Source organism: Curtobacterium sp. WHRI 8282 (assembly GCF_040223925.2).
GTDB lineage: Bacteria > Actinomycetota > Actinomycetes > Actinomycetales > Microbacteriaceae > Curtobacterium > Curtobacterium flaccumfaciens.
This window is the reverse complement of sequence record NZ_JBEHCD020000003.1, coordinates 55870-77422: the sequence shown is the minus strand read 5'-3', so window position 1 is coordinate 77422 and position 21553 is coordinate 55870. Positions and strand designations below refer to the sequence as shown.

General features: G+C 72.1%; 25 protein-coding genes. 6 read left to right on the top strand and 19 right to left on the bottom strand.

Going from position 1 to position 21553, the window contains the following annotated elements; genetic code table 11:
• Nucleotides 1-215: 215 nt before the first annotated feature.
• Genes ABRP24_RS11295 through ABRP24_RS11285 form a run of 3 tightly spaced genes read right to left on the bottom strand, consistent with a single transcriptional unit; the run spans nucleotide 216 to nucleotide 3417 of the window.
• Entirely contained in the window at nucleotides 216-1553 is a 1338-nt protein-coding gene (locus ABRP24_RS11295) for an ABC transporter substrate-binding protein (protein ID WP_349848255.1), read from the bottom strand.
• A 56-nt stretch (nucleotides 1554-1609) separates the two neighbouring features.
• Nucleotides 1610-2440 carry a carbohydrate ABC transporter permease gene (locus ABRP24_RS11290; protein ID WP_214586008.1) on the bottom strand — a complete coding sequence of 277 codons (831 nt, stop codon included), beginning with the start codon at nucleotides 2438-2440 and terminating at the stop codon, nucleotides 1610-1612.
• Nucleotides 2440-3417, bottom strand: coding sequence for a carbohydrate ABC transporter permease (locus tag ABRP24_RS11285; protein ID WP_071244396.1), 978 nt, complete (start codon nucleotides 3415-3417; stop codon nucleotides 2440-2442). The genes ABRP24_RS11290 and ABRP24_RS11285 overlap by 1 nt, the downstream gene beginning before the upstream one ends.
• A 241-nt stretch (nucleotides 3418-3658) precedes the next feature.
• Here ABRP24_RS11285 and ABRP24_RS11280 point away from each other — a divergent pair, with 241 nt between their 5' ends.
• Nucleotides 3659-4540, top strand: coding sequence for an inositol monophosphatase (locus tag ABRP24_RS11280; RefSeq protein WP_349848253.1), 882 nt, complete (start codon nucleotides 3659-3661; stop codon nucleotides 4538-4540).
• Between the two features lie 76 nt (nucleotides 4541-4616).
• On the opposite strand, the gene ABRP24_RS11275 is transcribed toward ABRP24_RS11280, so the two are convergent.
• The 6 genes from ABRP24_RS11275 to ABRP24_RS11250 form a co-directional block, all read right to left on the bottom strand.
• Entirely contained in the window at nucleotides 4617-5636 is a 1020-nt protein-coding gene (locus ABRP24_RS11275; protein WP_349848251.1) for a LacI family DNA-binding transcriptional regulator, read from the bottom strand.
• Nucleotides 5637-5638: 2 nt separating this feature from the next.
• Nucleotides 5639-6289: a heme utilization protein gene (locus ABRP24_RS11270; RefSeq protein WP_349848249.1), complete on the bottom strand. Its 651-nt coding sequence runs from the start codon at nucleotides 6287-6289 to the stop codon at nucleotides 5639-5641.
• Nucleotides 6290-6470: 181 nt separating this feature from the next.
• Nucleotides 6471-7490: a LacI family DNA-binding transcriptional regulator gene (locus ABRP24_RS11265; RefSeq protein WP_349848247.1), complete on the bottom strand. Its 1020-nt coding sequence runs from the start codon at nucleotides 7488-7490 to the stop codon at nucleotides 6471-6473.
• A gap of 137 nt (nucleotides 7491-7627) precedes the next feature.
• Nucleotides 7628-8734, bottom strand: a complete 1107-nt coding sequence (locus ABRP24_RS11260) for a tyrosine-protein phosphatase (RefSeq protein ID WP_349848245.1) — start codon at nucleotides 8732-8734, stop codon at nucleotides 7628-7630.
• 168 nt (nucleotides 8735-8902) lie between these two features.
• Nucleotides 8903-9724, bottom strand: a complete 822-nt coding sequence (locus ABRP24_RS11255) for a trypsin-like serine protease (RefSeq protein WP_349848243.1) — start codon at nucleotides 9722-9724, stop codon at nucleotides 8903-8905.
• Nucleotides 9725-9727: 3 nt separating this feature from the next.
• On the bottom strand, nucleotides 9728-10225 hold the full coding sequence (locus ABRP24_RS11250) for a hypothetical protein (RefSeq protein ID WP_349848241.1): 498 nt from the start codon (nucleotides 10223-10225) through the stop codon (nucleotides 9728-9730).
• Between the two features lie 185 nt (nucleotides 10226-10410).
• On the opposite strand from ABRP24_RS11250, the gene ABRP24_RS11245 reads away from it, so the two are divergent.
• The gene (locus ABRP24_RS11245; RefSeq protein ID WP_349848239.1) at nucleotides 10411-11064 is read left to right on the top strand and encodes a TetR family transcriptional regulator; all 654 of its coding nucleotides are present in this window, start codon (nucleotides 10411-10413) and stop codon (nucleotides 11062-11064) included.
• A gap of 45 nt (nucleotides 11065-11109) precedes the next feature.
• Here ABRP24_RS11245 and ABRP24_RS11240 read toward each other — a convergent pair whose 3' ends face one another.
• Both ABRP24_RS11240 and ABRP24_RS11235 read right to left on the bottom strand, forming a co-directional pair.
• On the bottom strand, nucleotides 11110-11637 hold the full coding sequence (locus ABRP24_RS11240; protein ID WP_349848237.1) for a hypothetical protein: 528 nt from the start codon (nucleotides 11635-11637) through the stop codon (nucleotides 11110-11112).
• A gap of 130 nt (nucleotides 11638-11767) precedes the next feature.
• A complete protein-coding gene (locus tag ABRP24_RS11235) occupies nucleotides 11768-12274 on the bottom strand; it encodes a hypothetical protein (RefSeq protein WP_349848235.1) in 507 nt (168 codons plus the stop codon).
• A 133-nt stretch (nucleotides 12275-12407) separates the two neighbouring features.
• Between ABRP24_RS11235 and ABRP24_RS11230 the strand changes: the two genes are divergently transcribed.
• Together ABRP24_RS11230 and ABRP24_RS11225 are read left to right on the top strand one after the other, a co-directional pair.
• On the top strand, nucleotides 12408-12779 hold the full coding sequence (locus ABRP24_RS11230; RefSeq protein ID WP_152377983.1) for a tRNA-dihydrouridine synthase: 372 nt from the start codon (nucleotides 12408-12410) through the stop codon (nucleotides 12777-12779).
• Nucleotides 12779-14083: a glutathionylspermidine synthase family protein gene (locus ABRP24_RS11225; RefSeq protein WP_349848233.1), complete on the top strand. Its 1305-nt coding sequence runs from the start codon at nucleotides 12779-12781 to the stop codon at nucleotides 14081-14083. Before ABRP24_RS11230 ends, ABRP24_RS11225 begins: the two co-directional genes overlap by 1 nt.
• A gap of 6 nt (nucleotides 14084-14089) precedes the next feature.
• Here the strand turns inward: ABRP24_RS11225 and arr are convergent, their stop codons facing one another.
• The 6 genes from arr to ABRP24_RS11195 form a co-directional block, all read right to left on the bottom strand.
• Nucleotides 14090-14512, bottom strand: a complete 423-nt coding sequence (gene arr / locus ABRP24_RS11220; RefSeq protein ID WP_232749472.1) for an NAD(+)--rifampin ADP-ribosyltransferase — start codon at nucleotides 14510-14512, stop codon at nucleotides 14090-14092.
• Nucleotides 14513-14532: 20 nt separating this feature from the next.
• Nucleotides 14533-14925, bottom strand: coding sequence for a hypothetical protein (locus ABRP24_RS11215; protein WP_349848231.1), 393 nt, complete (start codon nucleotides 14923-14925; stop codon nucleotides 14533-14535).
• The gene (locus ABRP24_RS11210) at nucleotides 14922-15494 is read right to left on the bottom strand and encodes a TetR/AcrR family transcriptional regulator (protein WP_214527781.1); all 573 of its coding nucleotides are present in this window, start codon (nucleotides 15492-15494) and stop codon (nucleotides 14922-14924) included. Before ABRP24_RS11210 ends, ABRP24_RS11215 begins: the two co-directional genes overlap by 4 nt.
• Nucleotides 15487-16335 (bottom strand): alpha/beta hydrolase, encoded by an 849-nt coding sequence (locus ABRP24_RS11205; protein ID WP_349848228.1) that lies wholly within the window; start codon nucleotides 16333-16335, stop codon nucleotides 15487-15489. The genes ABRP24_RS11210 and ABRP24_RS11205 overlap by 8 nt, the downstream gene beginning before the upstream one ends.
• A gap of 73 nt (nucleotides 16336-16408) precedes the next feature.
• Nucleotides 16409-17251, bottom strand: a complete 843-nt coding sequence (locus ABRP24_RS11200) for an SDR family NAD(P)-dependent oxidoreductase (protein ID WP_349848226.1) — start codon at nucleotides 17249-17251, stop codon at nucleotides 16409-16411.
• 64 nt (nucleotides 17252-17315) lie between these two features.
• Nucleotides 17316-17879, bottom strand: coding sequence for a cyclophilin-like fold protein (locus ABRP24_RS11195; protein ID WP_349848224.1), 564 nt, complete (start codon nucleotides 17877-17879; stop codon nucleotides 17316-17318).
• A gap of 126 nt (nucleotides 17880-18005) precedes the next feature.
• Here ABRP24_RS11195 and ABRP24_RS11190 point away from each other — a divergent pair, with 126 nt between their 5' ends.
• Complete coding sequence (locus ABRP24_RS11190; RefSeq protein WP_349848222.1) at nucleotides 18006-19205, top strand: MFS transporter; 1200 nt, start codon at nucleotides 18006-18008, stop codon at nucleotides 19203-19205.
• A gap of 58 nt (nucleotides 19206-19263) precedes the next feature.
• The gene (locus ABRP24_RS11185) at nucleotides 19264-19842 is read left to right on the top strand and encodes a GrpB family protein (protein WP_301624588.1); all 579 of its coding nucleotides are present in this window, start codon (nucleotides 19264-19266) and stop codon (nucleotides 19840-19842) included.
• Nucleotides 19843-19867: 25 nt separating this feature from the next.
• On the opposite strand, the gene ABRP24_RS11180 is transcribed toward ABRP24_RS11185, so the two are convergent.
• Both ABRP24_RS11180 and ABRP24_RS11175 read right to left on the bottom strand, forming a co-directional pair.
• Complete coding sequence (locus ABRP24_RS11180; protein ID WP_349848220.1) at nucleotides 19868-20821, bottom strand: nuclear transport factor 2 family protein; 954 nt, start codon at nucleotides 20819-20821, stop codon at nucleotides 19868-19870.
• 240 nt (nucleotides 20822-21061) lie between these two features.
• Complete coding sequence (locus ABRP24_RS11175; RefSeq protein WP_017885670.1) at nucleotides 21062-21532, bottom strand: MarR family winged helix-turn-helix transcriptional regulator; 471 nt, start codon at nucleotides 21530-21532, stop codon at nucleotides 21062-21064.
• Nucleotides 21533-21553 lie beyond the last annotated feature (21 nt).

Sequence of the window (21553 nt, the reverse complement as noted above, 5' to 3'; positions counted from 1 at the left end):
GGCGCGAGGTGTCCCCGCCCCCGTGGGAACGAGAACACGATGCGCAGGGGCTCTGGAGCCCCGTAGCCAGGCCGGCCGTTCGCAGCAGACACCACAGGGCTCCGATCGTCCGCGCGGGCCGCCTGCCCGCTTCATCAGACAACCGTATGGCGAACGGCGGTCGCGCTCCATGAACCCTTGGTCAGCCTCGCGGGGCGCTCACACGCCGACGGTGCTCACTTGCCAGCGGCCTCGTTGTAGGACTCGATCTGCTTGCCGGCCTGCTGTTCGGCGTCCTTCATGGTCGATTCGACGTCGGCACCCTCGACGATCCGGTTGAAGGCGCCGATGACGGTGGCGCGCACCGTCGGGAACGCGCCGGTGATGCAGCCGGCAGCGGCGACGCTCGTGGGGTCGTCGGCGAGCTGCTGGTACATCGTGGCGATGTTCGGGTCGGACAGGGAACGCTTGCCCACGGTGGTGTCCTGGGCGTCGGTGTTCATCGCGACGTAGCCGGTCGCCTTCGCCCACTCGGCCTGCACGTCCGGCGTCTGGAGCCACTTGGCGAACGTGTACGACGCCTGCTGCTCGGCGGACGAGTGGCCCTTGCCGGAGATCCACAGCGCGTTGCCGCCGATGACCTGCCCGGCGTCGTCGGAGGCCGACGTGGTGGGGAACCGGGCGACGACGGACTTCGAGCCGTCCGGGTCGACCGTCGTGTAGGCGCCGGAGGAGGTCAGCAGCATCCCGACCTTGTCGCTCGAGAACGCCGAGTTCTGCACGGTCGAGTCCGTACCGGGGTTCAGGGCGGCGCCGTCCTGGTAGAGCTTCTGCAGCGTGGTCATGAACTGCACCTGGGTGTCCGAGGTGAGCGAGACGCCGGTGACCGGCTTGCCCTTCCGCCCGTTCTCCGGCGTGCAGAACGCCTGACCGCCCGAGGCGGTGAGCTCCTCGAGCATCCACGAATCGCCCATGTTCATGCTCATGCCGTAGCCACCGGTCGCGGCGTGGATCTTCTCGGCCCAGGTCGCGACCTGCGCCAGCGTCTTCGGCGGTTTCGTGGCGTCGAGGCCGGCCTTCGCGACGAGCGCCTTGTTCAGGTAGAGCACGGGCATCGAGACGGAGAACGGCATCGCCGCGAGTTGCTTGCCGTCGCTGTAGTAGGTCGCGGCGGCCGGCGCGATCGTGTCGGTGCCTGACTTCGAGCTGCTGATCGTCGCGGGGGACACCGTCTGGCCGGAGTCGATCATGAATCCGGTCGACACGTCGTTCATCATGAGCAGGTCCGGCGTCGAGCCGGACTGCACCGCCGCCGTGTACTTCGTCTGGACGGCCGCGTAGTCGCCCTGGAACGACGACTTGACGGTGATGTGCTGGTCGTTCTCCTTGTTGAAGCGGGCGACGAGCGCGTCGAGCTCGGTCGCGGGCGGCCCGGACATGGCGTGCCAGAAGTCGACGGTGACGGGGCCGGAGCTGTCCGATGCGGAGCTCGACGTTGAGCACCCGGTCAGGGCGAGGACCGCGACGGCCCCGGTGGCGAGTGCGGTGAGGGCGGTGGAACGACGTGCGGGCATGGTGCGTCCTTCGGGTGTGGGGCGGGCGGGGGTCGGGGAGGGGAGCGAACGTGTCGTCACTTGAGTGCCCCGGCGGTCAGGCCGCCGGCGAGGAACCGCTGGGCGACGAGGACGAGCACCAGGACGGGGAGGGTCACCATGGCGGCGCCGGCGAGGACCACGCCGATGTCGGCGGCCTCGGCGTCGGACAGCTGGGCGATGCCGACCTGCACGGTGCGGTGCTCCGGCGAGTTGGTGACGAGGAGCGGCCAGAAGAACCCGTTCCAGGCGGCCGTCGCACTCACCAGGGTGACCGAGACGAGCGTCGGGCGGGTGAGCGGCAGGAGCATGGACCGGACGAACCGGAAGTGTCCGGCACCGTCGAGCACCGCGGCTTCGCGCAGCTCGTCCGGGAAGCTCAGGAACGCCTGGCGGAACAGGAAGATCGTCAGCGCCGAGGCTACGAACGGCAGGAAGACGACCAGGAGCGTGTCGATGAGGTGCCACGACGAGACGGTCAGGTAGTTCGCGATCAGCGTTGTCTCGCCGGGGATCATCATGCTGGCGAGCAGGACGAGGAACAGGGCGCGGGTGCCCCGGAGCCGACAGAACACCAGGGCGTAGGCGGTGATGATGCCGATGACGACCTGCAGCACCGTCTGGGCGAGGGTGACGACGACGCTGTTCAGGAACTGCTGCCCGAGCGGGACGACCTGCGTGGCCCGGACGATGTTGTCGAGTGTCAGGTGGATCGGCACGAGACCGGCGAGGCCCTGGTCCAGGTACCGGGTCGGGGTGAGCGCGCCCTCGAAGACGTAGTAGAGCGGGAAGCAGACGACGACGACAGCGATGACGAGCCAGGCGTAGACGAAGAGGCTCCGGAGCCGGCGTGCGGTGACGGGGCGCATCAGTAGTTCACCCGCTTCTCGAGCACGCCGAACTGCACCAGCGACAGCCCGAGGACCAGCAGGAACAGCACGACCCCGAGTGCGGCGGCGAGGCCGAAGTTCGCGCTGCCGGACCCGAACGCCTGCTGGTAGATCGCGTAGACGAGGGTCTTCGACGAGTCGGCCGGACCGCCGCCGGTGAGGATCTGGATCTGCCCGAAGGTCGTGAGTGCCTCGACGGTGCCGGTCACGACGACGAAGAAGAGCGTCGGCGTGACGAGCGGCAGGGAGATCGACCAGAGTGTCCGCACGGGCCCGGCACCGTCCAGGTGCGCCGCCTCGATGACGTCCTGGTCGATGGCGCCGAACGCTCCGAGCAGGAGCAGCACGGTGAACCCGAGCGACCCCCAGATCGTCACGACGATGACGCTCGCCAGGGCCCACTGCGTGCTCGTCAGGAACGGGACGGGCGCGCCGCCGAACTGGGTGATCACCGTGTTCAGCAGCCCGTTGCCGGGTGCGAGCATCGCCGCGAACGCGACGGACCCCGCTGACACGGACACGACCATGGGCGCCGTCAGGAGTGCGCGGAAGACCGGCAGGCCGCGGAGCTTCACGGTCAGGGGGATCACCACGAGCAGACCGAACACGATCCGGCCGACGACCACGCCGACGCAGAAGACCGCGGTGGTCAGCATCGTCCGTCCGAACGCGGGGTCGGTGAACGTGCGGACGTAGTTCTGCAGCCCCACCGAGCCCGCCGGCTGACCGAAGATGTCGGTGCCCTGGGTGCTGAGGACCAGGACGCGGCCGAGCGGGTAGAAGACGAAGACCGCGAACGCGAGCAGCGCCGGTGCGAGGAGCACCAGACCGAGTCGGCGGTCCGAGCGCAACGAGGACCGGGTCGTCCGGGTCGTCCGGGGTGGCCGCCGCGACTGCGGCGACCCTGCGGCACGCGGGGGACCGGCGACCAGGCCGGACCTGACGGGGACCGTCATGGGGCGGACTCCTCCGAGTAGGGAACGTTCCCTAACCGGGAACGACTCCACTGTGCGGCGGGGGTCGGAGACCGGTCAAGGCACGTCGACCACCCGCCGTCACCCGTTCACGCCGCGTTCAACCCCTCCGCCGATCGGGCGCCGACGTGCACCGCCGCACGCCGCGTGTTCACCTCGGGTTCGGTCCGTCGACCGGCGTGGTTCGCCGTCCAGGAGCCTCGACGTCGTAGAACCGGGGACCATGCGAACCGTTCCTGCTCCCCAGACACTCCGGGCGATCGCCGAGGAGGCCGCGCGCACCGTCGCTCCCGACCTGCTCGCCGTGTTCCGCGCCCCGATGACGATCAGCACGAAGCGCGACGCGCACGACGTGGTGACCCTGCACGACCGTGCGGCGGAAGAGGCGATCACGGCGGTGCTCACCGCAGCCGTGCCCGGCTCCGTCGTCCTCGGCGAGGAAACCGGCACCACCGGCAGTACCGGCACCACCGGGGACACCGACGGCACCGGGGACACCGGCAGCACCGATGACCCCGTGGTGCGGTGGATCGTGGACCCGATCGACGGCACCGCGAACTTCGCCCGCGGACTCGCGTACTGGTGCATCTCGATCGCGGCCGAGGTCGACGGCGAGGTCGTTGCCGGGGTGGTCTTCGACCCGGTCGCGGACCACGTGTTCGCGGCGGACGACGACGGCGCCTGGCTCGACGGCGCCCCGATGCACTCGTCGTCGGGGCCGGACGACGCAGCGACGGTCCTGACGAGCTTCCCGGTGCAGCAGGACCTCGACCTGCTCGGCGAGGCCGCGGCGTTCGACCTGCTCCGGGACCTGACGCTCCGGTACCGCCACCACCACAGCCTCGGCAGCGGTGCCCTCAACCTGGTGCACGTCGCCGCCGGGTGGTCGGACGCCACGATGGGCTTCGCCACGCACCCGTGGGACGTCGCCGCCGGAGCCCTGGTGCTCGAGCGCGCCGGCGGGTGGTTCCGGGGCTTCCGTCGGGGCGACGTCGTCGACCGTGCACACCTTGCGGACGACTACGTCGCCGCCGGTGCCGGAGGATCGCACGCCGAGCTGGTGCGCCGGGTGCAGGAGCTGTCGGCCACGACCGCCGCCGACTGAGCCGCCGACCGGGCCGCCAGTCGGCCCGCCCGTCGGTCTGCCCCGCCGACTTACCCGGCGCGGGTGTCGCGAGCGGTCAGCCGAGCGGGTGCCCGGCGACCGCCCGCGCGGTGGACCCACGCGGCAGCAGGTGCGTCGTGAGCACCTCGTGCCGGTCGCCGCGGCGACCCCGGAGCCGCTCGACCACGAGCTCGACCGCCCGCGCGCCCATCCGGACGCGCGGCTGGTCGACACTCGTCAGGTCGAGCCGTTCGCCGAGACCGGTGCCGTCGAACCCGGTCACCGCCGCCATCCGGGGGAGTGCGAGCCCCGCGCCGTCGGCGATCGCGAAGAGCCGCGCCGCGGTCGCGTCGTTCGTCGCGACGAACGCCGTGACCCCGTCACCGAGGTGCCGCGCGATCCGTGCCGGGTCCGCCGCCAGGGCCTCGACGTCGTCGACGCAGTGCTCGCCCGGTGCGCCGAGCTGCCCGGTGACCGCGGCGTGCGCGACGGCACGACGGGTCGTCGACGGGTGGTCGGACTCCGCCACGAAGCACGTGCGTCGGTGCCCGAGTGCGGCGAGGTGGAGCACCAGCGCGCGCATGCCCGACTCCTCGTCTGCACGCACGGTGTCGAGTCCGAGACCGGCGAGCGCCGAGCCGCTGGATCCGAGGACCGCGACCGGCAGGTCGCGCGCGACCGCAGCGAGCCGTGCCGGGGCGAGCCGACTGCTCAGGACCGCGACCCCGAGCACACCGTCGGCCGATCCGCGGGAGGCGTGCAGGGCCTCCAGGCCGTCGGCCAACCGGGCAGGGTCACGGAACCCGTCCACGACCCGGAGCGCGAACCCGAGGGTCTGCGCGGTCGCGCGTGCGCTCCGGAGTGCTTCGTAGTGGAACGGGTTCGCGGCTTCGGTGACGACCACCCCGAGGACGAGCGGCGCGCCCTGCGCGCGCCGCCGGGCGAGCGAACCGACCGGGAGGCCCAGCTCGTCCGCCGTCCGCACCGCGAGTTCCCGACGTGGCCGGGACACACCGTCGTCGCCCCGCAGGGCGAGTGACACGAGCGATCGCGAGATGGCACACCGCTCGGCGACGTCGCGGAGGGTCGCGGCCACGGTCAGGCGAGCTTCCAGGTGTGGACGTGCTCCCAGGTCATCGTCTGCCACCAGCGACCGGACCAGTCCGGGCTCGCGGTGCGGTAGAGCACGACGGTGTCGCCGCGGAACCCGGTCGGCACGTCGACGTCGAGCTCGCGGATGAACGCGCCGACCTCGTCGTGCAGGTCCGGTCGGCCGTACAGGTCGTGCGAGGCGAGCGAGAGGTGCGCGCGGTACTGCTCCGGGTCGTAGTCGTTCGCCAGCGGGACCTGCATCGGCTGCCGGAACGGGGCGACCACGGTCTCGATGTCGGCGGCGAGCCGGACGAAGTCGTCGTTGAGGGAGCCGTCGGGTCGGGTCGCGACGTCGTAGACGAACCCGATGCCCTGTTCACGGACGCCGGCGTTGTGGACGTCGAACCCCGGTCGGCCGTCGAGCAGCGCCGAGACGGCCGCGATGACCTGGTCCTCGTGGCTGCCGAACGGCTGGCTGCCGACGAGTGTGGCGTGCGGCGGGAAGGCGCCGGCCGACAGCAGGCCGTACTGCGCGCGGAGCTGATCGGTGACGACCGTGACGGCTCGGCAGGTGCGGGCGTCCGGGCGCAGGTAGATGCCGTGGCGGTACGGGTCGCTCGGGTCGCGCGGCAGCTTGGCGGTGACGTTCTGGGGCATGGGTCCGTCCGTGGTCGGGGATGGGGAACGTTCCCGATGATCGGGAACGTTCCCGATGATCGGGAACGTTCCCCATGATCGACCGGACGGGCCCGGATCTCACCCGTCGGTCCGTGACGGGACGGTGAACGATGGATGTCGGCGGCGCCGTGTCGGCCGTTCTCGTCGCTCCGCTCGGCGCTCAGACCCGGGCGGCGGTCCGGCCCGGTACCAGGGTGCCGTCGACCGCGTTGTGGGTCACGCCCGTCGACCGGCCGTCGATCTGGTCGACCACGTCGTCGACGGACAGGCGGCCGATCAGGCCGAGCGGCTGTCTCCACGAGGTGATGCCGAGCAGCTCGGTGGCGAGTGGGGCGACCCCGTCGTAGCCCGTGACCGACAGGTCGTCCGGCGCACGGAGGCCGCGGCGGCGCATCGACTCGAGCACGCCGACGGCCCAGCGGTCGCTCGGTGCCATGATCGCCGTCACGCCACCGGCCCGCAGGACCTGCTCGACGAATGAGTCGAGGTCCTCGGGATCCGCTCCGTGGTCCTCGGAGCGGATCCGGAGCACCTCGGCGCCGCGCGCACGCAGCCGGCGCACCATCGCGTCGGTGCGTGCCGACTGCGTCAGTGACCCGGTCGGTGCGACCGTCAGCACGGCGACGCGGCGGTGTCCGAGGTCGGCGACGTGGTCGGCGAGCCCGCGTCCGCCGCCGCGCTCGTCGCAGTACGCGCTGCTCACCGCATCGTTCGTCTCGGGGCGCCCGGAGACCACGGTCGGGATGCGCCGGGCGAACGGCAGGACGTCGGCGATCGGCAGGGCGCCACTGCAGACGATGAGCCCCTCGACGCGCAGGGAGACCAGGGTCTCCAACGCCCGGCGTTCCTCGCTGACCGGGAACGACCCCGCACCGGTGGCGGTGACGACGCGGTACCCGCGCGCCGCGGCCTGCAGCTGGAACGCGGTCAGCAGGTGCCCGTAGAAGGGGGTGGAGGCATCGCGGACGAACACCCCGAGCGTGTGCGTGCGGTGTGCCGACATGCCGCGGGCGTTGGCGTTCGCCACGTAGCCGAGGTCGATGGCGGCGCGCTTGACCCGCTCGGTCGTCGACGGAGCCACGCCGTACGCGCCGGCGAGGGCTCGGGAGACGACCGACTTCGACACACCGGCCAGGGCGGCGACGTCGTGGATGGTCGGGACGGCGGGGTGTCCGGTCACCGCGGGCGCCGTTGTCTGGAGGACTGCACGAGTGTCACGGTAGCCGGAGGGATGCCCGGAACGGACGACGGTGGTGGTGAACAGTTGGTCACGCCGACCGCCGGCGCGGCGCGCGGGCGGTCGGCGGCGGTGCCGGACTAGCGCTTCGTCGCCGGGTGCCGCACCGTCAGGCGGTACCCCTTGGTCGTGGTGCCGTCCTGGGCCGTCACGGTGATGTGCGCGGTCCGCCCGGAGACGTGCACGCTCGTGACCGCGTTCGGGTTCGTGGTGTGCACGTGGACGTCCGCAGCGCGCAGCGTCCGGACCGGGGCCGTGACCGTCGCGCCTTGCGACGAGGCAGCGGCGGGCAGGTGGACGCGCACACCCGCGACCGTGATGGAGGACGCGGTGGGGTCGTTCGACACGAGGAAGCGCTCGCGCAGGGCGGCGGCCTCGTGCTTCGTCACGCCGATCGTGTCGCTCAGGTACGAGCCCATGCCGCCGTACTCGGTCGCGATGTCCTGCTCGAAGGTGCCCTGCAGCAGCTGCGGTGTGGCCCAGGTCACCCCGAGCTGCGTGTTCGAGAGCAGGTAGTCGTGCAGGATGTCCGCGCTGTCGACGCCGAGCACCCGGTCGAGCAGGTCCACGACGGTGCCGGTGCGGTCCATGCCGTGGGAGCAGTGGATCAGGACCGTGCCGCTGGTGTGCGTGGCGAGGATCCGGAGCACCCGGCGGTACGCGGTGATCATCGACCCGGGTGTCGCCTGGTCGACCCAGCCCTTGTCGACCAGGTCGTGGTACATCGCGGTGTCGTCGCTGTAGTCGCCGTCCGCGCCGAACATCGAGATGTCGACGTGTCGTGCGCCGGGGATCGGGACGTCAGGCTTCGCGGCGATCTGGGACGGCGTGCGCAGGTCGACGACGAGGTCGACGTGGTACTCGTCGGCCAGGGTCGTGGCCCCGGCCGCGGTGATCTTGTCGAGTGACTCGGAGCGGATCAGCCGCGGGGCGTTCACGGTCTGACCGGCCCGGCCGTGGACCGCGGCGAGCTCACGGCCGTTGACCAGCCCGGGGACGTCGGTGATCGGGTGGTCGGCGGCGGTGAACGCCGGCTGCAGGGTGTCGTCGGCGCGGGCGGCGGTGACGGAGAACGCGGCGGAGGCGACGACGGCCAAGCCGACGAGGGCGGTCGCGGCGACGCGGGTGGTGCGCGGGGAGTGGAGGCGTGGGGAGCGGGTGAGTGGGGAGTGGCGGAGCGGGGACACGGGGAACCTCGATCTGATCAGGACCCGGGGGTCGTGGGGAGCCGGACGTGGTGGCGTCCGGCTCCCCGCAGGATCGCGGCGCGGGTCGTCGGCGGTGTGGCGGCGAGGTGGCCGGGGCGTGTCCGGGTCATGAGGCAGCGCTCAGTCGCCCACTCGGCGGCCCGCGCCTCAGGACGCCGGGGCCAGCCGGTACCGGAACAGCTCGGTCAGCACCTGCTGGACGGGCGTGTAGAGCAGCACCGTCGAGCCCGTCGTGCTCGTCGTCGTGCTGCCCGAGATGATCCCGTACAGCCGGTTCGTGGTGCTGATCACCGGTCCGCCGGCGTCGCCCGGCTCGATGCCGGCGCCGACACCGGCCTCGGCGCGCGCGGCGGCGAGGTGCTGCGCGCCGGGACGGCTTGCTGCCGGCACACGCGTGGAGGTCCAGGAACACAGCAGCCCGCTCGACGCCCCGCTGGTGCAGAAGGGAGCGGCATCCGGTTGGCCGATGCCGGTCACGGCAGGACGTGCCAGGACCCCGCCGACCCGGTTGAACACGCGACCCGATGCCCGAGGCGTCCAGGTCGCGACGGACGGGTCGCACGACCCGGTCGCCGCCCGGGCCCGGGTGCACGCCAGGGGCGGGACGACCGCGAGTTCGAGGTCCGACTCCGCGGACTGCCAGACCACGCTGCCGACGGTCGCACCGCCGAGCTGCACGGGTGCCTGCAGCGGCGCGCAGTGCTTCGCGAGCACGACCCACCGGGTCGCCCGCTGGTACTGCGTGAACTGGCTGCGGAACCCCTTCGCGGCCAGCACGGCACCGACCGTGCAGGTGCCGCCGGGGACCCCGACCTCGGTGCCGGCGATGATCGGCGCTGCGACCCGGTCGGGGTCGCTCGTGGTGGCCGAGGCGGAAGGAGCCCAGGTGAGGGTGGCCCCGACGACGGCCGCCAGGGACACGGCGACGGCCAGGGCGCGGACGAGCGCCGGGTGCGCGTGGCTGGTCAAGGGTCAGCCGAGCGTGCGGGTGCCGTTGACGCGTCCGATCACCGACAGGGTGTCCGGGTCGGCGAGCCGGGCGTGCCAGTGCAGCGTCGTCGTCCCGCGCGGCAGGTCCGGGAACGCCGCGGTGAAGCGGTAGTGGCCGCTGGCGCTGACGAAGTCGTTCCCCGACGTGACCTCGGCGATGTGCTTGTCGAACAGGCCGCGGGGCTTGCCCGGAGCGTCGTAGTAGACGATGACCAGGGTGTCGGGCTTGCCGGTCCCGGCGAAGGTGATGCCGGTGAAGCTCTTCCGGTCGGGTCCGCCGTAGGTCTTGGCGGTGAACGCCACGGCCGCAGGCTGGGCCGAGGTGTGCGTGGTGTGCGTCGTGTGGGAGATCGTGGCGGCTCCGGCCTGCGCGGGGACCAGGACGCCTGCGGCGAGCGCACCGCCGAGGGTGACGCAGGTCGCGAGCACGGTCAGTCGGCGGACCGACGGGGTGCGGTGGGTGGACGGGGTGGAACGCATGGGACTCCTCGGTTCGTGGCGGTGCGGCCGGGCGGCTCGGTGTGCGTGAACGCTAACAACGCGTCAGACGATCGTCTAGCGAAATGGTGAACCTGAGGAGATCAGAGGCATCGCCCCCGGTGTGACCACTGCCCATGCCTGGTCAGACGTTCGTATGATGAACCAAAGCCCGACCGAGGAGTGCGATGAACCAGCGGCAGCAGGCGAAGACCAAGACCCGCGAGCAGATCATCGAGGCCGCGGCGTCCGAGTTCGCGAGCCACGGCTACGCGGGGACCTCGTTCGCGCGGGTGGCCGCCGCCATGGACCGGCCGAAGTCGGCGATCGGCTACCACGTGTTCTCGTCCAAGCACGAGCTCGCCTTCGCGGTCATCGAGCGGCAGCAGGTGCGTTGGGCGGCGATCGACTCGCGGATCAGGCAGCCCGCGGGGCTCGAGCACCTGCTCGTCATGCTGACGTCCGCCTGTTCGGACGCGATGCGGTGTTCGGTGGCGGCCGGGGCCATCCGGCTGAGTCACGAACTCCGTGGTGCGGGGGAGGTGATCCCGCGGGTCTTCACCTGGGATGACTACGTCCGTCGGCACCTGTCGGCTTCGAGCGGAGGTGTCGGCCCGGACTCCGATCCCGAGTGGGCACGTGCGGCGGACCTGGTGCTGACGTCCACCTTCGGGGTGATGTGGGCCCGGACGAGCGTGCGGTTGACGCGGGACACCGAGGGGCAGCTCCGTGACTTGTGGGCGGCGCTGTTCACCGGGCTCGGATTGCCCGGCGTGCATGCGCTGCTCGAGCGGGTGGAGCCCGTGCGCGTGGGCGGGGACCCGGGCCTGGCCGAGAACTGACCCCGGCGGTGCCGGCATGTCTGCCGTCCCGCCGGGGCCTCCGGCCTACTTCTTCTGCTCGGTCCCGTCCGGGTTCACGACGTACCAGACACCCTTGTCGCCCTGCCCTGTCACGTCGCCGGCCTTCTCGTCCCCGACGAAGGTGTAGATCGGCCGACCGTCGATGGTGATCTGCCGTCCGCCGTCGACGCCCTTGATGGTGCCGACCGTGCCGGTGATGCCGGACACCTTCGGCGTCGTCGTGGTTGCCTCGATCGCGGGCCACGCGGTCGCGCATCCACCGGTGCAGGTGCTCGTGCCGGAGTCCTTGACGTCGGCGTCGAAGTAGTAGGCGGTCATGCCCTTGCCGTCCACGACGACCTTGCCGAGCGACGTCGCGGCGACGGTCACGTCGACCGAGGGTGACGAGTCGGTCCCCGCGGGTGCGTCGCCCTGCGCGGCGGGGGACGGTGAGGGTGACGGTGTCGCGGACCCGGCCGTGGAACAGCCGGCGAGGCCGAGGGCCAGGAGCAGCGCGGCCCCGAGTGCGATGGACACGGGTCGGGATGACGGGGTGCGGTGGGGTGTCGACACGGGGGCTCCTCGTGGTCAGGTCTCGCCGCTGAATGCTGGCCAGACGTTCGTCTAGCGAACGTAACCGCAGGATGGTGCGGCGGCCAGCACCCTGCGCGCCCTCTCATCGAGCGGGGCCACGGAGCAGGCGTCAGTGGTCCGTCTGCTCGACGAGGTGGACGCCCTCGACGCGGCCGATGACGGCCAGTGACGCGGGGTCGATCAGCAGGGCGCTCCAGGATGCCCGTTCAGCGCCGCGGGGCAGCTCGGGCAACGCCGCGGTGAAGGCGAACCGGCCGGTCGGGCCGACGGTGCTGCTGCCCGGCTCGACCTCCGCGACGTGGACGGCCGCGACCTGGCTCTCCGGGGCGGCGTAGTGGACGACCACGACGGCGCCGGGCCTCCCCGAGCCGGCGAACCGGACGCGCACCACCCGGTCCGTGCCGACCGTCCGTGGAGACCTGATCGCGAACCGGTGCGTGCTGTTCGCCGCGGGCGGCGCGCCGAGTGCGGTGCCGAGCGCGCCGGATGCCCCCACCCCGAGCGCCTCGGGTCCCGGCGCGGCCGGTGCGGGCAGCGCGAGGGCGACGGTGAGCGCCGCGACTCCGACGGCGAGGGCGATCGGTGCCACCCGGGCCCGATCGGTGCTCCGCGACATGGTCGACCCTCTCGTGGACGGTGTGCGGCGGGTGCCGCCACCGCACACGGTACTGGTTCGCCAGACGATCGTCTGCGCTGGCCGACGTGCCGACGCGGACACCAGCTCGTGGTGAGCGGTACTGTTCCCCTTCGTGAGTGTTCGTCGCCGTGCTTCCCGTGTCGTCTCCATCGGGGTGGTCGCAGCCCTGGCAGCCTCGTTGACCGGGTGCGGCGAGGGAGCCGGCGTCGACAGCGACTACGCGAAGATCTGCCGCGACAACGCGACCGAGAAGCGGTTGCCGGACGACGACTGCAACAACCACGGCGGGCACGCCGGCTGGTACTTCCTGCCGCTCTTCGCCAACCGTGCCACGAGGGTCCCCGGCGTGGGGGACGCGGTCTCCGGCGGCACGAGCGCCCTGCCCGCCGGGAAGACCGCGAAGGCCGGCGTCTCGTCCCGTGGGAGCTCCGTCACCAAGGGCGGCTTCGGCGGAGCCGGCGGACACGGTGGGTTCGGCGGCTGATGGAGCGCATCGAGTTCCCCGAGCGTCCGGACTGGCGGCGCCGGATCCAGCAGACGGGGTTGATCTACTCGCGATCCGTTCGCGACGACGGCACGCCCGTCGAGTACTGGAACGAAACCGCCGCGTACGTCTTCACGCTGCCGGAGGTCGAGGCGCTCGAGCGGCAGACCGAGGAACTGCACCGGATGTGCCTCGAAGCCGCGCGGTACCTCGCCACCGGTGCCCTCGGCACGCTGGGCCTGACGCGAGCAGGGTTCGACCTCGCCGCCTGGTCGCTCGAGCACGATGAGCCCGACCTGTACGCGCGGTTCGACCTGGCCTACGCCGGAGACGGTTCACCCGCCAAGATGCTCGAGTACAACGGGGACACCCCGACCGGGTTGATCGAGGCATCGGTCACGCAGTGGCACTGGATGCAGGACCGGCTCGCGACCGGCGAACTCTCCGCCGAGACCGACCAGTGGAACGGCATCCACGAGGCGATGGTGGCGCGCTGGCGGACACTGCTGCACGAGTCCCTGCGCGCCGAGGACGGTGGCCGACTGTTCGTGGCGCACTCCGACCTCGACACGGCGGGCGAGGACTGGGACACGGTGGCCTACATGCGCGACCTGGCGGGGGAGGCCGGGTGGGAGCACACCGGCATCGAGATGAAGGACATCGGCTGGCACGCGACCGCCCGCCAGTTCGTCGGCGACCAGGAGCCGGCCGGTTCGTCGCGGAGCGTGTTCACGCTGCCCGGGGACGAGCCGGGGACCCAGTACCCGGTGATCCGCAACCTCTTCAAGCTGTACCCGTGGGAGGACCTCGTCTCCGGGGACGACCGGGCGCAGGGCGACGAGGAGTTCGGCGCCTTCCTGGTCAGCGACCGCGGGCGGCTCGGCCGCTGGTACGAGCCGGCGTGGAAGATGTTCCTGTCGAACAAGCTGCTGCTCGTCGCGCTCTGGCGCTTGTTCCCGGGCCACCCGAACCTGCTGCCGGCCTTCGCGGACGGTCCGAACGGCATGCGCGACTTCGTCGTGAAGCCCGTGTTCGGGCGCGAGGGCGACGGCATCGCGGTGCACCGAGCCGACGGCTCGGTCACGACGAACGGTCGCGAGTACCGGCGCCCCGGCACCGGGGCCGAACGGGTGTGGCAGCAGTACCACGAGCTCCCGGACTTCCCGGGGTCGAACGGGCACAACCACCCGGTGCTCGGGTCGTGGGTCGTGGGCGGCGAGTCCTTCGGGGTCGGCATCCGCGAGTCCGACGGGCCGATCACGGACTACTGGTGCCGGTTCGCCCCGAACCTCATCGCGGCCTGACGTCGGTCAGTTGACGATCTCGCCGCGTTCCTCGGGCGGGAGCGCGACGAGCCGTTCCCGCCACCGGCGCAACGCCTCCGGGGTGAGCCGTGTCCACCCGGTCTCCTCGCCGACCACGCGGAGCGGGAGGGCACTGCGGTACGACCGGGTCGGGTTGCCGGGGAACTTCTTGTCGGTCACGTTCGGGTCGTCCTCGAAGGGACCGGTCGGCTCGACACGGTACACGCGCGGCTCACGGTCGCCGGGTACGAGCTCGGCCGCGAGTTCGGCCGCGAGCCCGGCTCCGTCGCGGGTCGCCGTGAAGTAGACGTGGTTCATCACGACGTCGGGGCGGTAGTTCGAGCGGAAACCGGGGGAGAGGAACTCCCCGGGTCGCAGGGCCGCCACGGTGCCGTGCCAGAACGGACCGGTCTCGTCTGCTGCTGCCATGGCGTCAGCCTACGAACGACTCAGCGCCCGTGTCCGACCAGTGCGCGCCACCGTGGCTGTTCCGAGACGACGACGGCGACGCACAGGACGGTGACGACGATCGCGACCGCCGTCGGCCACAGGATCCAGGCCGCAGCGACCGCCCCCACGAGGTGCGCGAGGACCGACGCGATCGTGACCGCTCCCGGCGCCGCGACCGGCGGGTCACCGCCGGGTCGGTCACCAGGGGTCCCGAACACCGCCGGCGGCACGACGAGGACCAGGACGGCGGCGATCGCGAGCACCGGCGAGTGGGGCCACAGTGCCCAGGGGGCGCCCACCCACGCGACGAGCTCCGCCAGGAACCGCAGGCCACCACGGAGCGGGTCGTGACCGACGGGCCTCCACGGGCGCGCCGCCGTGGATGCGGTCACCGTGTCGTCGCGGCACGGAAGCCACGATCCAGGAAGTCGACCATCCACGCGGCACTCGCATCCACGTCCGTGTCCATCTGGAACCCACCGGACGCCTCGATCGTCGCGAACCCGTGCAGGACGCTGCGGAGCACCCGGAGCGCGTGGATCTCGTCGTCCGGGTCGAGCGGGTAGTCGCGGAGCGCCGCGGCGAAGGACGCCAGGGTGCGGCCGAGAGCGACCGCCAGGGGGTCATCAGCACCGGTCGGCCGGACGCTGACGGCTGCCTGGTACCGCGCCGGGTGCTCCTGGACGCTCCGGCGCACGGTCTGCACCGCCGCCTCGAGCGCACTCCGACCGCTGCGCCCCTGCATGGCGTCGCGGAGCGCGTCACCGAGCTCGTTCGCGCCGAGGATCGCGATCCTGCGGGTGAGGTCGCCGAGTCCGTCGACGTGCTTGTACAGCGACGGTGCCTTCACCCCGAGGCGATCGGCGACGACGCTCATGCTCAGCTGGGCGAGGCCGATCTCGTCGGCCAGCGTCGCCGCGGCCTCGGTGACGGTCGCCGGGTCGAGCCCCGCCCTAGGCAACGGGACCTGCGACGGGCAGCGTGCGGGCGAGGAACGGCAGCAGCAGGGCGAGGAGCGCTGCCGGCGTCTCGGTGTGGGGGTAGTGACCGGCACCGTCGATCACGGCGAGTTCGCCGAGGCCGTCCGGCAGGTCGGTGAGGATCCGCTCGCCCTCGGCGCGGGGCTCGGCCCAGTCCGGATCGGCGCTGCCTTCGACGACGAGCACGGGGCACCGGACGGCACCCAGCTGCTCGCCGGCGTCGGCGGGTGACGTGCGGGTCATGGCGCGGAGGACCGCCATCCGCTCCGGTTGCCGCAGGGTCGTCTCGATGCGGCTGCGTTCGGTCGCCCAGTCGGCGGGCTTGGTGGGCACCGCGATGTCGAGGTACGCGAGCCAGCCGGGCAGGCTGCCGCTCGTCATGACCCGCGCGAGCTGGACGGTGCCGGCGCGGTGTCGGCGGTTGCGCAGCAGTCCGCCCAGGTCGACGGACTGCTTGCGCGTGAACGGCGCCAGTTCGACGATGCCCGCGACCAGGTCCGGGGCGGTCGCCGCGGCGATCGTCGCCGCACCGCCGCTGATGGACTGCCCGACGACCACGGCCGGGCCACCGAGGTGGCGGGCCACGGCGACGAGGTCGCGTGCGATGTCGGCGCGCTCGTAGCCGGCCCACCCGGTGCTCGAGTCGCCGCAGCCGCGGAGGTCGACGTTCGCCACGCGGTAGCCGGCCGCGACGAGCTCCGGCACGACGAAACGGTAGGCGTGCCGGCTGTCGCCCATGCCGTGGGCGAGGACCACGAGCGGGCCTGCTCCGGAGAGGTCGTAGGCGATCGTGCCGCCCTCGGTGTCCAGGTGTTCGAGCATGTCGTGGCTCCTTCGGCTACGGGTAGTAACTGAAAGGCTAATACCCGTAGCCGAGGTTGGCAAGGGGCAGGTGTCACGCATCCAGGTCGAGCGTCGTCGACAGCTCGGGGAACGCCTGCGCCTGCTCGACGAGCTGCTGTCCCTTCTGCACGATCCCCGCCACGCTGTCCGCGCCGGCGGCGAACCGCAGCGGCGGCTCGGGCATCGCGATCAGCGTCAGCAGCACCTGCGCGAGCTTCGCGGGGTCGCCGGACTGGTTGCCCCGCATGCCGCGGAAGAACTCCTTCGACCCGGCCGAGAGCGGGGCGTAGTCGTCGATCACGACGTCGCCCCAGAAGGTCGAGTCGCCCTCGGCCAGCAGGTCGGTGCGGAAGAAGCCGGGCTCGACCACGGTGGTGTGGATGCCGAAGGGTGCCACCTCGTCGTGCAGGGCCTCCATCCAGCCCTCGAGCGCGAACTTCGACGCCGAGTAGGCGCTCCCACCGGCGCCGGCGACGATGCCCGCGGTGGAGCTGATGCTGATGACGTGCCCGGAGCGCTGCCGTCGCATGACCGGGAGCACGGCGCGCGTCACGGCGAGCGCTCCGAAGAAGTTCGTCTCCATCTGCGCACGGAACTGCTCGGCCGAGATCTCCTCGAAGTACCCGGCCTGGAAGCTCCCGGCGTTGTTCACCAGGACGTCGACGCCGCCGAACCGGTCGGTCGCGGTGTCGACGGCGGCCCGGACCGATTCCGGGTCGGTCACGTCGAGCGCGACGGCGAGCAGGTGCTCGTGGTCGCCGAGGACGGCGCGGACCCGCTCGGGGTCGCGTCCGGTCGCCACGACCCGGTGCCCGGCGTCGAGGGCGGCCCGGGCGAAGTCGGTGCCCATCCCGCGGCTCGTGCCGGTGATGAGGAAGGTGCTGGTCCCGGTCATGGTGTGTGGCTCCTGTTCGAGAGGGGAGGGGAAGACGAGGCTGCGAAGAAGGGACGGACGCCCGTCAGCCGCGCACTCGGACGGTGGCGGCGCCGGACGGCAGGTCGCGCACCGCTCCGACGTCGTCGACGGTGCCGATCGGCACGATCCCCGAGAAGCTGCCGACGTCCGTGTAGTACAGGACGATCGACTGGTCCGGCGCGTAGTACGCGATGGTGCCTGCCGGCGCATCGCTCGTGCTCGGGGCGCCGGTGGTGTCGAGCGGCGTGGGGAGCCGGGCGATCTGCTCCTGGCCGCCGTAGTCGCCGAACGTCAGCGTCGCCGGCAGCTGAGCGGCCAGCGCGCGCGCCGTCGCGTTGTCGGTCAACCGGCCGGTCAGGGTCTCGCCGTCGAGCTCGATGGTGATGTGCACGGGGTCGGCCTCCGTCGGGGTGGTGATCGTCGGAGCTGCTGAAGGAGACGCAGACACCGTCGACGTCGCAGCTGACGGCGCAGGCGACTCCGCGCGCTCGACGCCGCTGCACCCGGCGAGCGCCTCCACCACGAGCGCGACGACCGGAGCCGACGCGAGCGGACCCAGCCCGACGAGCGGACCCTCGGCGGTACGGCGTCTGGTGCGGATGTGCATCGGAGCTCCCTGAGTTGGTGGACACCCACCATCGAAGCCCCACCGCCACCCGCCCAGTGAGGCTCCGGCGAAACGGGGTCCTGCAGAACCTCCCTGTCCGCCGGACGATGCCCCTACCGTCGGTCCGTGACCACGACGACCTCCGACCTGCCCACGACCGACCGGGCAACCGACGGCCGACTGCCCTGGTTCCCGCTCGCCCTGCTCGCCGCGATCGGGTTCCTCCTCGTCGCCATGGAGACGATGCCGGCCGGGCTGTTGCCCGCGATCGCCGACGGGATGGGCACGAGCGAGGGCACGGTCGGCCTGTTCGTCAGCGCGTACGCGATGGGCACGGTCATCGCCACGGTCCCGGCGATCGCCCTGACCCGCGGGTTCCGCCGCAAGCCGCTCATCGTGGCCGCCATCGCCGTGCTGCTCGTCGCGAACACCCTGACCGCGTTCGCGCCGAACGTCGCGGTCGCGCTGGTCACCCGGTTCGTCGCCGGCGCGATGTCGGGGACGATCTGGGGCATGTTCGCCACCTACGCCCGGCGGATCAGCCCGGCCCGCTCCGCCGGGGTGTCGCTCGCGATCGTCTCGACGGGCGCGCCGGTGGGGTTCGCGCTGGGCACGCCGCTCGGGTCCTTCATCGGCGACGCCCTGGGCTGGCGGTCGTCGTTCATCGGGCTGAGCCTGGTCGGCGTGGTGGTCCTGGCGCTGATCGCGCTGTTCGTGCCGGATGCCCCGGGGCAGACGAGCGCCGCGAAGCTGTCCGTCGTGAAGGTGTTCCGGATCCGCGGCATCGCGGTCATCCTCGCCGTGATCGCGACGTGGATGGTGGCGCACAACACGATCTACACGTACATCTCGCCGTACCTGCGGGCGACCGGCACCGACCTGAGCGCCGGGCTGGTGCTGCTCGTCTACGGGATCGCCGCCGTCCTCGGCGTCGTCGTGACCGGCGCCCTGCTCGACCGGCACCCGCGACCCCTGCTGCACGGCAGCGTCGGCCTGTTCGTCCTGGCCGGCGTGGTGCTCCTCGTCGGCCACACGTCGCCGGTCGCGGTCCTGGTGGCCGCGGGCCTGTGGGGGATCGGCTTCGGCGGTTCGTCGACGCAGCTGCAGGCCGCCCTGACGACCGCCGGCGGCGAGGACGCCGACGTCGCGAGCGCGTTCCTGCCGGTCGCGTTCAACATCGCGATCTTCGCGGCCGGCCTGTTCGGCGCCGCCCTGCTGACTGCCTTCGACGGGCTCGTGCTCGCCGTGGTGATGATCGTGTTCGGGGCGGTCGCGGCGCTCCTCACCGTCATCGGTCGCGGATCGGCGTTCCCCGCGAAGCTCTGACGCGACCGCGACCGCGAAAGCCACCGTGACCGCGACCGCCGGCTGCGATCATGTCCGGGTGCACCACCACGACGAGGACCACACCCGCCCGGACGTCACGACCGTCGAGATCATCGGCGGCCCGGAACCGGTCACCGTGACCCTGCACCCCGCCGACAGCGGGTGGGCTGCGGTCTTCGCGGACCACCGGCGACGCATCCTGGAGGCCCTCCCCGGCTCCGGCACGGACGCCCCGGTCGTCGAGCACATCGGCTCCACGGCCGTCCCCGGCCTGGCCGCGAAACCGATCGTCGACATCGTGGTCGCCGTCCCGGACGTCACCGCCGAGGCCACCTACCTCGACCAGCTCCTGGCCGCCGGGTACGAGCTCCGTGTCCGCGAGCCGGGCCACCGCCTGGTCCGGACGCCGGCTCGTGACGTCCACGTGCACGTCTACGAGCGGGGCGCGGCGGCGGTCGACGAGTACCTGCTCCTCCGTGACCACCTGCGCGCCGACGCCGGTGACCGGGCGCTGTACGAACGGACGAAGCGGGAGCTGCTCGACCGGAGCTGGGACGACATGAACGCCTACGCCGACGCGAAGACGGCCGTGATCACGGCGATCAAGGAGCGGGCGCGACGGAGCCGCGCGTCCTGAGACGCGCGGCTCCTTCGGCCGAGCCTCAGCTCGTCGGGACGACGTCCCAGTGCTCGCGGATCAGGTTGCCGTCGACCCGGAACAGGTCGGCCGCACCGAACGGTGCGTCGGCCTTCGCCCCGACCGGCTTCGAGAACGTCCACACCAGGTCGCCGTCGGCGAGCGAGATGACGGACTCCTGCTTCGGCAGGCTCTGTGCGGCGCTGCCGGCGAAGAACTGCTTGAGCGCGGCCGTGCCGTTCGCCGCGACCGAGTTGTGCTGCAGGTACGCCGGGTCGAACTCCTCGTCCAGCACGGACACGTCGTGGTCGCGGAACAGTCGGTCGTACGCGGTCACGGCGAGCACCCGGTTGTGCTCCTCCTGCTGTTCGGTCAGGTGACGGTCACGCTTCGCGGCCGGGTACAGGTCGCTGAACATGCTGTTCGTGTTGCCGCTGGCCGGGGTCCCCGTCGGCACCGTCTGACGGAGTGCCCACCACTCGCTGATGCGCCCGTCGCGCATGCGGAACAGGTCGACGGCGGCGTCACCGGTGCGTTCGTCCGTCGGCTTCGCGGTGATCTGCCAGTGCACGGCCAACAGGTCCGCGTCCCCGGCGACGTGCTTGATCACGGCGTGGGCGCCGGGCACCCGGGAGCGGTCCGCGGTGAACTCGGCGAGCAACGCGGACGGACCCGAGGCGCTCGTCGCACCGTGGGCGACGGCACCGGTCGCGACGGCGGTCCGGGCAGCCGCACGGGCCTGCGCGGACCCGGGGGACCGGAACGCGCACCGGAACAGGTGCCGGACCGTGGCCTCGTTGCGCTGCTCGGCGCGACGGTCGAGCCGTGAGACGGCCGTGCCGCCCGAGGTCGTCCGCGCCGCACGGGTCACCGTGTCGTGCGCGGCGGTCGCGGTGGTGTCGGAGGTGGAGGTGTGGAGGGGTGCCGCCACGGCCGGACCGGCCACGAGCGACACGGCGATGGCGACCGGAGCTGCCACCGCACACGCCTTGGCGATGATGGGGAGAAGTGATGTCGTCTGCACGGCAGAACGATGGAACCGGACCCTGGAAGCCGACGCGCGCCGTGGAGCCGCCACGCGCTGCGACCGTGACCGGCTTCTCAGTCGCGGTGCGCGCCTCCAGGGTGGCCTGTGCACGCGCTGCCAGGCTGACCCGCTCGCGCTGGTGATCGACGAGCCGGACCTGTGCGACGGCTCACGCGCACTGTCAGCCGATCCCTACGCTCCGGGCTCGTCGATGGCCAGACGGAGCTCGGCGAGTACGGGCAGCGCGGCGCGCAGCGCGTCGACCCCGTCCGGGCCCAGGCGTTCGAGCGCGCCGACCAGGACGTGCTCGGCCGAGGCGTCGTAGACCCGGAGCCGCTCGGACGCGAGCTCGGTCAGGGCGATCTCGGTGCTGCGGCCGTCGCCGGTGGCGAGCCGCCGGTGGACGAGCCCGCCGCGTTCCATCGCGGTCACGAGGTTGCTGACCGTGGAGCGGGCGAGGCCGAGGGACCGGCCGAGCGCCGTCGGCGTGAGCCACCCGGCCTCGTCGAGTCGTCGCAGGACCTCGATCTGGGCATCGGGCAGCTCCGGCAGCGCACCGTCACGGCGTGATGCGTTCAGCAGGGTGCGGCGGAACGGGCCGACCTGGTCGCTGAGCCGCCGGGCGATGTCCCGGAGTCCTGCGGTGTCGTGCTCGCTGCCCATGTCCTCAGCTTAGATCCTCGA

Bases quoted from the DNA above. Each gene is read 5' to 3' on its own strand.
- ABRP24_RS11295 (WP_349848255.1), bottom strand. From the start codon at position 1,553: ATGCCCGCACGTCGTTCCACCGCCCTCACCGCACTCGCCACCGGGGCC.
- ABRP24_RS11290 (WP_214586008.1), bottom strand. From the start codon at position 2,440: ATGCGCCCCGTCACCGCACGCCGGCTCCGGAGCCTCTTCGTCTACGCC.
- ABRP24_RS11285 (WP_071244396.1), bottom strand. From the start codon at position 3,417: ATGACGGTCCCCGTCAGGTCCGGCCTGGTCGCCGGTCCCCCGCGTGCC.
- ABRP24_RS11280 (WP_349848253.1), top strand. From the start codon at position 3,659: ATGCGAACCGTTCCTGCTCCCCAGACACTCCGGGCGATCGCCGAGGAG.
- ABRP24_RS11270 (WP_349848249.1), bottom strand. From the start codon at position 6,289: ATGCCCCAGAACGTCACCGCCAAGCTGCCGCGCGACCCGAGCGACCCG.
- ABRP24_RS11250 (WP_349848241.1), bottom strand. From the start codon at position 10,225: ATGCGTTCCACCCCGTCCACCCACCGCACCCCGTCGGTCCGCCGACTG.
- ABRP24_RS11245 (WP_349848239.1), top strand. From the start codon at position 10,411: ATGAACCAGCGGCAGCAGGCGAAGACCAAGACCCGCGAGCAGATCATC.
- ABRP24_RS11235 (WP_349848235.1), bottom strand. From the start codon at position 12,274: ATGTCGCGGAGCACCGATCGGGCCCGGGTGGCACCGATCGCCCTCGCC.
- ABRP24_RS11225 (WP_349848233.1), top strand. From the start codon at position 12,779: ATGGAGCGCATCGAGTTCCCCGAGCGTCCGGACTGGCGGCGCCGGATC.
- arr (WP_232749472.1), bottom strand. From the start codon at position 14,512: ATGGCAGCAGCAGACGAGACCGGTCCGTTCTGGCACGGCACCGTGGCG.
- ABRP24_RS11205 (WP_349848228.1), bottom strand. From the start codon at position 16,335: ATGCTCGAACACCTGGACACCGAGGGCGGCACGATCGCCTACGACCTC.
- ABRP24_RS11200 (WP_349848226.1), bottom strand. From the start codon at position 17,251: ATGACCGGGACCAGCACCTTCCTCATCACCGGCACGAGCCGCGGGATG.
- ABRP24_RS11195 (WP_349848224.1), bottom strand. From the start codon at position 17,879: ATGCACATCCGCACCAGACGCCGTACCGCCGAGGGTCCGCTCGTCGGG.
- ABRP24_RS11175 (WP_017885670.1), bottom strand. From the start codon at position 21,532: ATGGGCAGCGAGCACGACACCGCAGGACTCCGGGACATCGCCCGGCGG.